This window comes from Tardiphaga sp. P4_G1 (assembly GCF_056401215.1).
The window spans coordinates 479,871-490,530 of record NZ_JBFUJU010000006.1 but is presented as its reverse complement, the minus strand read 5'-3'; the positions used below and the strand labels follow the sequence as shown (position 1 = coordinate 490,530).

10 protein-coding genes are annotated in these 10,660 nt (G+C 60.3%); 7 read left to right on the top strand and 3 right to left on the bottom strand.

Going from position 1 to position 10,660, the window contains the following annotated elements:
• The first annotated feature begins 732 nt into the window (after positions 1 to 732).
• The 3 genes from AC1DUY_RS17545 (at position 733) to AC1DUY_RS17535 (ending at position 2,572) form a co-directional block, all read left to right on the top strand.
• The gene (locus tag AC1DUY_RS17545) at positions 733 to 1,239 is read left to right on the top strand and encodes a pilus assembly protein N-terminal domain-containing protein (protein ID WP_441232330.1); all 507 of its coding nucleotides are present in this window, start codon (positions 733 to 735) and stop codon (positions 1,237 to 1,239) included.
• Positions 1,240 to 1,418: 179 nt separating this feature from the next.
• Positions 1,419 to 1,961 (top strand): TadE/TadG family type IV pilus assembly protein, encoded by a 543-nt coding sequence (locus AC1DUY_RS17540; RefSeq protein ID WP_441231789.1) that lies wholly within the window; start codon positions 1,419 to 1,421, stop codon positions 1,959 to 1,961.
• A complete protein-coding gene (locus AC1DUY_RS17535; protein ID WP_478115864.1) occupies positions 1,853 to 2,572 on the top strand; it encodes a TadE/TadG family type IV pilus assembly protein in 720 nt (239 codons plus the stop codon). The genes AC1DUY_RS17540 and AC1DUY_RS17535 overlap by 109 nt, the downstream gene beginning before the upstream one ends.
• A gap of 152 nt (positions 2,573 to 2,724) precedes the next feature.
• On the opposite strand, the gene AC1DUY_RS17530 is transcribed toward AC1DUY_RS17535, so the two are convergent.
• The 3 genes from AC1DUY_RS17530 to AC1DUY_RS17520 form a co-directional block, all read right to left on the bottom strand.
• Positions 2,725 to 2,937: a cold-shock protein gene (locus tag AC1DUY_RS17530; RefSeq protein ID WP_011474122.1), complete on the bottom strand. Its 213-nt coding sequence runs from the start codon at positions 2,935 to 2,937 to the stop codon at positions 2,725 to 2,727.
• Positions 2,938 to 3,244: 307 nt separating this feature from the next.
• Complete coding sequence (infA, locus tag AC1DUY_RS17525; RefSeq protein ID WP_068733922.1) at positions 3,245 to 3,523, bottom strand: translation initiation factor IF-1; 279 nt, start codon at positions 3,521 to 3,523, stop codon at positions 3,245 to 3,247.
• Positions 3,524 to 3,547: 24 nt separating this feature from the next.
• Positions 3,548 to 5,065: a DEAD/DEAH box helicase gene (locus tag AC1DUY_RS17520; protein WP_089261529.1), complete on the bottom strand. Its 1,518-nt coding sequence runs from the start codon at positions 5,063 to 5,065 to the stop codon at positions 3,548 to 3,550.
• A gap of 490 nt (positions 5,066 to 5,555) precedes the next feature.
• On the opposite strand from AC1DUY_RS17520, the gene urtA reads away from it, so the two are divergent.
• From urtA to urtD, 4 genes are all read left to right on the top strand, one after another.
• Positions 5,556 to 6,878 carry an urea ABC transporter substrate-binding protein gene (urtA, locus tag AC1DUY_RS17515; protein WP_068733926.1) on the top strand — a complete coding sequence of 441 codons (1,323 nt, stop codon included), beginning with the start codon at positions 5,556 to 5,558 and terminating at the stop codon, positions 6,876 to 6,878.
• Between the two features lie 151 nt (positions 6,879 to 7,029).
• The gene (urtB, locus tag AC1DUY_RS17510) at positions 7,030 to 8,640 is read left to right on the top strand and encodes an urea ABC transporter permease subunit UrtB (RefSeq protein ID WP_478115860.1); all 1,611 of its coding nucleotides are present in this window, start codon (positions 7,030 to 7,032) and stop codon (positions 8,638 to 8,640) included.
• A complete protein-coding gene (urtC, locus tag AC1DUY_RS17505) occupies positions 8,637 to 9,809 on the top strand; it encodes an urea ABC transporter permease subunit UrtC (protein WP_478115858.1) in 1,173 nt (390 codons plus the stop codon). Before urtB ends, urtC begins: the two co-directional genes overlap by 4 nt.
• A gap of 8 nt (positions 9,810 to 9,817) precedes the next feature.
• A complete protein-coding gene (gene urtD / locus AC1DUY_RS17500) occupies positions 9,818 to 10,657 on the top strand; it encodes an urea ABC transporter ATP-binding protein UrtD (RefSeq protein WP_478115888.1) in 840 nt (279 codons plus the stop codon).
• Positions 10,658 to 10,660 lie beyond the last annotated feature (3 nt).

Genomic DNA, 10,660 nt, shown 5'->3' with positions numbered 1-10,660 from the left:
CGGTGTTTTTTCGGTTGCTTGCACTTTGCCTCGACGAACGCTCCGATCGCGAATTAAAGTCCCAAGGCGATGGGAAGGGAGCCTCAAGCGAATAGGCCGGACACGTTTCGACTTGGTCGTCCGTCACACTGTCCAGAGGTCTTTCCATCCCAAGGTCGGCCGTCTCCTTGCCAGTGGCAGTGCTGGCGCAGATCCGTCCTGCCCGAAGACAGACGTCACCCCCAAACCGCGTAACGCCGCCATCTCCGGCGTCCACCGCATCCAGCCCCGCGAACGTGACGATCGCGATCGCCCCTCTCGATGGGGCAGGACGAATAGGAATATAACCCCATAGGTATCTTGTCAACGGGAAGTAGGAAAAATGTTTTGGCGCTTTTGCGCCCGCCCCACACCCGTCATTCCGGGGCGCGGCCGGCGCCGCAGGCGATGGGATCGAGCCCGGAATCCCGACCTGTTTTGCGCTGAACACTTCGGGATTCCGGGTTCGCACTTCAGCGGCTTTGCCGCTTTCGTGCGCCCCCGGAATGACAGTGGAAACTTCGGGCTCAGTCCGACCCGCTTAGCGGTCTGTACCGCCCTCAGGCGCCAACTGGTGTGCCTGAGAATGACGAGGAGATCACCCCGCCACTGCCGTTTCCAGTTCCTTCATCAATTAACGGCACATTTGCCATGTCGGGCGCCGGCACCGCTGCGTATCTGCTTTTGTCGGCTTGTATCGTCCCGGAGTACAGGATGTCGTTTCAGTCGAAGCGCGCGCGGATGCGTGCGGTGTTTGTGGCCCGTACCCTGGTGGCAGGGACCATGCTGTTGCCGGCGGGCGGTCTTGCGGCCCCTGCAGACGATATGATCGCGGTCAGCGTCGATCAGGCCAAGCTCGTCAAATTTCCCGAGAAGATCGCCACCATCGTGGTCGGCAACCCCCTGATTGCAGATGTGACGCTGCAGCCCGGCGGCATGGTCGTGGTGACCGGCAAGGGCTATGGCGCCACCAATGTGATCGCAATGGATCGTACGGGTGCTGTCCTGATGGATAGGCTGGTTCAGGTCGAAGGTCCGACCGACAAACTCGTCACCGTCTATCGTGGCGTCAATCGCGAGACTTACACTTGTACGCCAGAATGTCAGCAACGCGTGAGACTGGGTGACGGTGAGACCTTCTTCAGATCCGCGATCGGGCAGGCCGGGACTCTCAGTACTCAGGCCATAACGGCAGGAAATGCCGCCAGGCTCAACAACTGACCTGTGATCTCGTAAACGCGCAAATGATGCCGCATCCCATGCGGTGTCGTTCGGCGGAGACATGGTCAACAGCGGGTTAACCCATCGAGCCATCTTGTCTCGATCCGGCGAAACACTTCAACAATCTGTTTCCGATACATCTCGGTGGTAGCTATTTCCTATCACCGAGGCACTTGCAGATGTTGCTACCGCTGATCTCGATCGCGACGCTCGCCGGGCGCCTGCGCCGCTTCGGCCATAACAGCAGCGGTTCGGCCGCGGTCGAATTCGCGATGATCGCGCCGGTCTTCTTCGCGCTGATTTTTGCCATCATGGAAACCGGCATGGTGTTTCTGGCGGGGCAGGTGTTGGAGACCGCCGTACAGGATGGCTCCCGACTTTTCTATACGAGCCAGGCACCGAGCCAGGCAGACTTCAACGCCGTCATCTGCGCGCGTGCTTCCGTACTGATGGATTGCACCAAGATTGGCACCGATGTGCGTTCCTACAATCCGGGCACGGCGATCACCATTGCGGATCCGATCGACAGCAGCGGAAATTATGCCGGCACCACGCTTACCTGGCAGCCGCCGACGAACACCAATCAGACCGTCGTGACCCGCGGGTTTTATCAATGGCCTCTGTTCGTCACGGGGCTAGGCTACAACATCGCCAATATCGGTCGCGGAACCACGAGCAGCAAGCGCCTGCTGGCCGCGACATCGGCTACCGGGCCGCAGTGATGGCAGGGGTCGGGACAATGCGCGTGCGGATGGTAGCACTGGCAGCCTGGCGACGGGCCTTGCTGTTGCGAGACGATACAAGAGGCGTATCCGCGGTCGAGTTCGCGATGATCCTCCCGCTGATGTTCCTGATGTTCTTCGGCATGCTGGATGTTTCCAACGGTTTTGCCGTCGATCGCAAGGTCAGTCAGATCTCACAGGGCATCGCCGACCTGGCGTCACGCTACACGACGCTGGCGGAAACCGATGTCTCGAACTTCTTCATCATCGCCGATGCGATGCTGACGCCTTATGACAAGACGCAGCTCAAGGCGACCATCAGCCAAGTCTATATCGATCCATCGAGCAAGACCGCCAAAGTTGTGTGGAGTCGCGGCGACCAAAAGAAGGACGTGGGCACGGTCGTATCGGTTCCCACCAATCTGATCGTCAAGGACGCCAACGGGAACTATGTGGCGAACCAGTATCTGATCCTCGGCGAGGCCAACTATACATACGTGCCGACGATCGGCTGGGTCGTGCCGAAGGGCGGGCTCACGCTGTCCGATGCGATGTACACGCGGCCGCGTCAAACCTCCTGCGTCGTAATGGTGACGAGCTGCACGCCGTAACTTGCGATCATGCGCTGCGCATTTGTAGTTGCAGCGAACGATCGTCGGTCCACTTTCCCGGATCATGCTTCAGCAAAAAGGCCGCGCTCAAGAGCGCGGCCTTTTCGTATTCAGTCGATCAATGCGCAAGCATCAAGCTTGCGAATGATCGTTTAGCCTGCGGCGCGGAGATTGTCGGCCGACGACTTGCCGGAACGACGGTCAGCAACGATTTCGTAGCTGATCTTCTGGCCTTCACGCAGGGTGCCGAGACCGGCACGCTCAACGGCGGAGATGTGAACGAACACGTCGTTGCCACCATCGTCCGGCTGAATGAAGCCGAAGCCCTTGGTCGCGTTAAACCACTTCACTGTTCCCATGCTCATGGGGGTAGTCCCTTCTCAAAGATATAGTGTAGCCCACGCAACAGATGTGGGCTGGTGACATCGAATTTTTGGAAGGGTCGTCAGTCTAGACCGGCTGCACCGGGGGATAGATAATGTCGTCCGGCCGAAAATCGATTAACTCATATTAGGGGAAGCGCCCCCTCAAAACAATCCTGACGCGCACGATTTTTTGATTGCGCACGAACGGTCAGGAACGCTTACCCATCCGCGCATCGCGAGTGATCCGATACGCGGATGGGTTGTCGTTGCGATTTTAAACTGTCGACAGTTTAAACGCCGGATGCGCTTAGCGGCGACGGAACTGACCGCGCGGCGGTGCGCCACGCGGAGGACCGCCGGGACGCTCGTCCTTGTGGCGGAAAATCAGACGACCCTTTTCGAGATCGTAGGGCGACATCTCGATGGTCACGCGATCGCCGGCCAGCGTCTTGATGCGGTTCTTCTTCATCTTGCCGGCGGTGTAGGCGACGATTTCGTGTCCTGCGTCCAATTGCACGCGATAGCGTGCATCGGGGAGGATTTCGGTCACCAGTCCTTCGAACTGGATCAGCTCTTCTTTGGCCATTGTTAGCTCCAGATCGATCGGCTGTTAGCGTGGCCGCTGGGTGCGGTTCGGGGTTGTATTCGGTCGGCTTTCGCGGTGCAGGAAGGCAACGCCCTGCATCCCTTCTTTAGTCGCAGTTCCAGCCTGGTTGGCCGGACGTGAGATCGGCTCATGCCGTGCATTCTCGTGTCTCGCATTCTCGTTCCGACCATGATCCCGGTTCGGTTGCGATGCGCCGCCGTTACCGCCATGCGGACGACGACGATTGCGCGCGTTCTTGCCGGGCGCTCCGTCATTGCTGCGTGGTGCGTGCGGGGCGGAGCGACCGTTGCGCTGACCGCCACGGTTCTGGGAAGGCGACGGCCCCACGTCGTTGCGGCCTGGGGTGCGGCGGTCTTCCTTCGGAAGCGAAATGCGGATCAGCTTTTCAATATCGCGCAGATACGCCATTTCCTCGCCCGCGCAAAGCGAGATTGCGATGCCTTCGCGTCCGGCACGGGCCGTACGGCCGATTCGGTGGACATAGGTTTCCGGGATATTCGGCAGGTCGAAGTTCACCACATGGGTGATGCCGTCGACGTCGATGCCGCGGGCAGCGATGTCGGTGGCCACCAAGGTGCGGATTTCGCCGGTGCGGAACTGGGCCAGCGTGCGCTCGCGGTGGTTCTGCGACTTGTTGCCGTGGATCGCGGCGGCGGCGATGCCGGCGCGCTCGAGCCCCTTCACGACCTTGTCGGCGCCGTGCTTGGTGCGGGTGAACACAAGGGCGCGGTCAACCGTCTCGGTCTTGAGGATCTGGGCGAGGATCGTCGGCTTGGCGGAGTGATCGACCAGCATGATCCGCTGGCTGATGCGCTCCACGGTGGAGGCGACCGGGGTCACCGCAACGCGGGCCGGATCCTTGAGCATTGCCTCGGCAAGATCGGCGATGTCCTTCGGCATGGTGGCCGAGAAGAACAGCGTCTGGCGCTTGATCGGGAGCTTGGCGACGACTTTGCGGATGTCGTTGATGAAGCCCATATCGAGCATGCGGTCGGCTTCGTCGAGCACCAGGAACTCAACCATGTTGAGCTTCAGGCCGTTGCTCTGCACGAGATCGAGCAGACGGCCCGGGGTGGCGACGAGGACGTCGACGCCCTGCATCAGCGAACGGACCTGACGGCCCATCGGCACGCCGCCAATGGCCAGCGCCGATGCGAGGTGCATATGGCGCCCATAGGCATTGAAGCTGTCGAGGATCTGGCCGGAGAGTTCGCGGGTCGGGCTCAGCACTAGCACGCGGCATGTCTTGGGCTGGGGCTTGATACGGTTCTCGAGCAGACGGTGGAGGATGGGAAGCGCGAAGGAAGCGGTCTTGCCGGTGCCGGTCTGGGCGATACCGATCACGTCCTTGCCGGTGATGGCAATCGGGATGGTCTGGGCCTGGATCGGGGTCGGGGTTGTGTAGTTTTCTTCTTTAAGCGCACGGGTGATGGGATCGGCGAGGCCGAATTCCTGAAAGGTGGTCAAAAGATTAATCTTTCCAAAGTGAAAGCAGGCGCCCGGCCATGATTCAAAGACCATGGGGCCAGGGAGCGCGCGAGTGTGTCTGGGACACCCGCGTGTTTGGGGCGTCAGTTCTGGTTAGCTGAAGGGGCAAGCCAGAAACCGTCGAACTGCCCTGAGGAGATCAGAGTAAAGACGGGATCAGAACACGCGGCTCGCAAGGACCTGATGATTCTCTAGGTCGTTCGATTGGTATGGAACAGCAAGGCGGCGGATTCAAGGTCAATCGGCGTGAGGGTTAAAACCAGCGACAAAATACCGCTGCATGAAATTTAGACATGAGGCAGTTTTTGGCGATTATTTAAGCTGTTTGCCGTGTGCATGATCAATTTTTCTGCACAAGAAATAAACAAAAAAGCCTCAGCGTTTTCTAAAAATCGAAAACATGCGAGTAATCCCAATCACTTAACGTGTGTTCGGGGGCTGGCACACTTCTTGCGATCTCCTTAACGCGCCGGCCGTGGGGCCGTTCTGCATTGATTTCGTCTGCGTCAGGGAGAGACCGCACATGATTACCAATTTGACTCACGCAATAGCCAAGCCGATCTCGCGTCGCAGCCTGATGGCCGCGGCAACGGGTCTGGCTCTGGGCCTGTCGGCATTTTCGCCGGCCAAAGCCGCAGACGACACCATCAAGGTCGGCGTTCTGCACTCGCTGTCGGGCACCATGGCGATTTCCGAGACCACGCTGAAGGATACCGTGCTGTTCATGATCGATCAGCAGAACAAGAAGGGCGGCGTGAACGGCAAGAAGCTCGAAGCCGTGGTGGTCGATCCGGCATCGAACTGGCCGCTGTTCGCCGAAAAGGCGCGCGAGCTGATCACCAAGGACAAGGTTGCCGTCGTGTTCGGCTGCTGGACCTCGGTGTCGCGCAAGTCGGTTCTCCCGGTGTTCAAAGAACTGAACAACATCCTGTTCTATCCCGTGCAGTACGAGGGCGAAGAGTCCGAGCGTAACGTGTTCTACACGGGTGCTGCTCCGAACCAGCAGGCGATCCCGGCCGTCGACTACCTGATGAAGGACGAGAAGGTGAAGCGCTGGGTGCTGGCCGGCACCGACTACGTCTATCCGCGCACCACCAACAAGATTCTCGAAGCCTACTTGAAGTCGAAGGGCGTCAAGCAGGAAGACATCATGATCAACTACACGCCGTTTGGTCATAGTGACTGGCAGACGATCGTGGCCGACATCAAGAAGTTCGGTTCGGCCGGCAAGAAGACCGCCGTGGTCTCGACCATCAACGGCGATGCCAATGTTCCATTCTACAAGGAACTCGGCAACCAGGGCATCAAGGCGACCGACATTCCGGTGGTTGCGTTCTCGGTGGGTGAAGAAGAACTCGCCGGCATCGACACCAAGCCGCTGCTCGGCCATCTCGCGGCCTGGAACTACTTCCAGTCGATCAAGAATCCTGAGAACGAGAAGTTCATCAAGGAATGGCAGGCCTTCACCAAGAATCCGAAGCGCGTGACCAACGACCCGATGGAAGCCACCGTGATCGGCTTCAACATGTGGGTGAAGGCGGTCGAGAAGGCCAAGTCGATCGAAGCCGACAAGGTCATCGACGCACTGCCCGGCATCGAAGCCAAGAACCTGACCGGCGGTACCTCGAAGATGCTGCCGAACCACCACATCACCAAGCCGGTGTTCATTGGCGAGATCAAGGCCAATGGCCAGTTCGACGTGGTCTGGAAGACCCCGGCGCTGGTGGCTGGCGATGCATGGTCGAAGGAGCTCGACGGCTCCAAGGACCTGATTGGCGACTGGGTCGGCAAGAAGTGCGGCAACTTCAACACCAAGACCAACAAGTGCGGCGGTCAGGGTTCCTGATCTCGCTCTGAGGTTCTGTGTTCTCCATCATTGCGGGCATTTTCCGCCCGCAATGATGATCCTCCCGAGACTCTTCTGACACGAGACTCCCAAAACTGGAGAAGGCGGTGAATCCGTCGCCTTCTCTTTTTTCTTCGGCCGGGGTTTTCCAGTGACTGATCTCCTTTATCGTTTCCGCGCGATCGCTGTTGCATTTCTGCTGATCGTCGCGACCGCCATTCCGGCCTTTGCGGGTCCTTTCGAGGATGCCGTCGCCAAATTCGCCAATGATGATTTCTCCGACAGCGACGAAGCCGTGGGCATCATTGCCACCTCCGGCAATCCGCAGGCTTTCGCCGTGATCACCGCGCTGCAGGAAGGCCGCCTCTCCGCCGATCCCGACAGCAAGAAGGTTTATCTCACTGGCACCGACGGCAAGGTCACCGATGCTGTGACCGGTGAAGCCGTCGCTGAAGTACCGGCCAGCGCCGCCGCGGTGCGCCTCAACAACCGCCTGCGCCGCAATATCGAATCTGCACTGGGCGGACTCACGCTGATGTCGCCGGATCCCGCCAAGCGCATTGCGTCGGCGCAGTCGGTGTTCAAGGGCCACGAAACCGCGATGCTGCCGGTGATCGAGACCGCGCTGGAGAAAGAAACCAACAAGGCGGCCAAGCAGGCCTTCACCGAGGCCCGCGCGGCGATCCTGCTCTACAAGGAAGATGCGACCGAGGCCGAGAAGATCGAATCCATTGCGATCATCAAGGGGCGCGGCGATCAGGACGCGCTGGCGCTGCTCACCAGCCTGCCTAGCGACCAGACCGTCGGCGTCGCGCGCAGCGCGGCCAGCGCCGTCACGGCAATCAACAGCCGGCAGACACTGTGGTCGATCGGTCAGAACGCCTGGTATGGATTGTCGCTCGGCTCGGTTCTCCTGCTCGCCGCCATCGGTCTCGCCATCACCTTCGGCGTGATGGGCGTCATCAACATGGCGCATGGCGAGATGGTGATGATCGGCGCCTATGTCACCTTCGTGGTGCAGGACGTGATCCGCACCAGCTATCCTGGCCTGTTCGATTATTCGCTGCTGATGGCGGTGCCGCTGGCCTTCATCGTCGCTGGTCTCCTCGGCATCGTCATCGAGCGCACCATCATCCGTTTCCTCTACGGCCGTCCGCTGGAAACGCTGCTGGCGACCTGGGGTCTGTCGCTGGTGCTGCAGCAGGCGGTGCGCACCATGTTTGGCCCGACCAATCGCGAGGTCGGCAATCCCTCATGGATGTCCGGCGCATTCGAGCTGGGTCAGCTCACGATCACCTACAACCGGCTCTGGATCCTGTGCTTCACGCTTGCCGTGTTTGCGATCCTGCTGGCGATGCTGCGCTACACCTCGATCGGACTCGAGATGCGCGCCGTCACCCAGAATCGCCGCATGGCCGCGTCCATGGGCATCGCAACCTCGCGCGTGGATGCGCTGACCTTCGGTCTCGGCTCCGGCATTGCGGGCATTGCCGGCGTGGCGCTCTCCCAAATCGACAACGTCTCGCCCAATCTCGGCCAGAGCTACATTATCGACAGTTTCATGGTCGTGGTGTTCGGCGGCGTCGGGAATCTGTGGGGCACGCTGGTCGGTGCGTTCTCGCTCGGCATCGCCAACAAGTTCCTGGAGCCGGTCGCCGGCGCCGTGCTTGGCAAGATTGCCATCCTGGTGCTGATCATCCTGTTCATTCAGAAACGGCCGCGCGGTCTGTTCGCGCTCAAGGGCAGGGCGATCGAAGCATGACGCCGCATTTCCTCACCCGAACGCTGGACCGCAGGGCCACGATCTTCCTGCTGATTGTCGCCGCGGTCGGCATTCTCATTCCGCTGTCGAACCTTTTGCTGCCGGCGGACTCGCCGCTGCAGGTGCCGACCTATCTGATGGCGCTGTTCGGCAAATATGTCTGCTACGCCATTCTCGCGCTCTCTATCGATCTGATCTGGGGCTATTGCGGCATTCTCTCGCTCGGTCACGGCGCCTTCTTCGCGCTCGGCGGCTATGCCATGGGCATGTATCTGATGCGCCAGATCGGCTCGCGCGGCGTCTATGGCAACCCGATCCTGCCGGACTTCATGGTATTCCTGAACTACAAGGCGCTGCCGTGGTACTGGTATGGCTTCGACATGTTCTGGTTCGCCGCGGCGATGGTGCTGATCGCGCCGGGCATCCTGGCTTTCGTGTTCGGCTGGCTCACCTTCCGCTCGCGCGTGTCTGGCGTGTATCTGTCGATCATCACGCAGGCGATGACCTATGCGCTGCTGCTGGCGTTCTTCCGCAACGATTTCGGCTTCGGCGGCAATAACGGCCTCACCGATTTCAAGGACATCCTCGGATTCAACGTACAGGCCGACGGCACCCGCGCGGCGCTGTTCGCGCTGAGCTGTCTGGCGCTGATCATCGGCTTCCTCGTCTGCCGTGCCATCGTGACCTCGAAGCTCGGCAAGGTGCTGATCGCCATACGTGACGCGGAATCCCGCACGAGATTCTTGGGCTACCGTGTCGAATCCTACAAGCTGTTCGTGTTCACGCTGTCGGCCTGCATGGCCGGCGTTGCGGGTGCGCTCTATGTGCCGCAGGTGGGCATCATCAATCCCGGTGAATTCGCCCCGGCGAACTCGATTGAAGCAGTCATCTGGGTCGCGGTCGGTGGCCGTGGCACGCTGGTCGGTGCGGCGCTCGGCGCAGTCGTGGTCAACTACGCCAAGACGGTGTTCACATCTGGCGCCCTTGCTCCCTACTGGCTGTTCATGCTCGGTGCGCTGTTCATTCTCGTGACGCTGTTGCTGCCGAAGGGCATCATCGGCACCTTCGATGCGTGGTCGGAAAGTCGCAAAGCCAGCAATAGCGCGAATGCCGATAGCGCCGCAGCGGAAGATGGCGTCACCAAACCCCATCTGGCGGAGAAGGCGTGATGACCGTGATTGAAACGCCAGCCCCCGTAACGCCGGCCTCCCACGCGCCCGCGGTGATCGATCCTGTGGTCGCGGCGCGCGAAGCCGAGGCCCGTCAGAAGCGCATCACCTCCGCGCAGCTCTATCTCGACGGCGTCCACGTCTCGTTCGACGGCTTCCATGCCATCAACAATCTGTCGATGGTGCTCGCGCCCGGCGAGATGCGCGCCATTATCGGCCCCAATGGTGCCGGCAAGACCACGATGATGGACATCATCACTGGCAAGACCAAGCCGGACGAGGGCGACGTCTATTTCGACGGCATTCACGACCTGACGCTGCTGGATGAGACCAAGATCGCCGAGCTCGGCATCGGCCGCAAATTCCAGAAGCCGACGGTGTTCGAGAGCCAGACGATTTACGACAATCTCCTGCTGGCGCTGAATGTCGATCACAGCGTGCGCGGCACGCTGTTCTGGCGCGGCAGCTGGAGCGAGGCAGAGCGCATCGACAAGGTGCTGGAGACCATTCGCCTCACGGACTCGCGCGATCGGCTCGCCGGCAATCTATCGCATGGCCAGAAGCAGTGGCTCGAAATCGGCATGCTGCTGGCGCAGGACCCGAAGCTGCTGCTGGTGGACGAGCCGGTGGCCGGCATGACCGATGTGGAAACGCACCAGACCGCCGAATTGCTGAAAGCGATCAACCGCGACAACAAGACCGTGATGGTGGTCGAGCACGACATGACCTTCGTGCGTGAGCTCGGCGTCAAGGTGACCTGTCTGCACGAAGGTACCGTGCTGGCCGAAGGCACCATCGATCAGGTGTCAACCAACGACCGCGTGGTCGAAGTTTATTTGGGGCGCTGACGC

Coding starts and splice junctions, on each gene's coding strand:
- urtA (WP_068733926.1), top strand. CDS start 5,556: ATGATTACCAATTTGACTCACGCAATAGCCAAGCCGATCTCGCGTCGC.
- AC1DUY_RS17530 (WP_011474122.1), bottom strand. CDS start 2,937: ATGAGCATGGGAACAGTGAAGTGGTTTAACGCGACCAAGGGCTTCGGC.
- AC1DUY_RS17520 (WP_089261529.1), bottom strand. CDS start 5,065: ATGGTCTTTGAATCATGGCCGGGCGCCTGCTTTCACTTTGGAAAGATT.
- urtC (WP_478115858.1), top strand. CDS start 8,637: ATGACGCCGCATTTCCTCACCCGAACGCTGGACCGCAGGGCCACGATC.
- AC1DUY_RS17535 (WP_478115864.1), top strand. CDS start 1,853: ATGGCCTCTGTTCGTCACGGGGCTAGGCTACAACATCGCCAATATCGG.
- AC1DUY_RS17545 (WP_441232330.1), top strand. CDS start 733: ATGTCGTTTCAGTCGAAGCGCGCGCGGATGCGTGCGGTGTTTGTGGCC.
- infA (WP_068733922.1), bottom strand. CDS start 3,523: ATGGCCAAAGAAGAGCTGATCCAGTTCGAAGGACTGGTGACCGAAATC.
- AC1DUY_RS17540 (WP_441231789.1), top strand. CDS start 1,419: ATGTTGCTACCGCTGATCTCGATCGCGACGCTCGCCGGGCGCCTGCGC.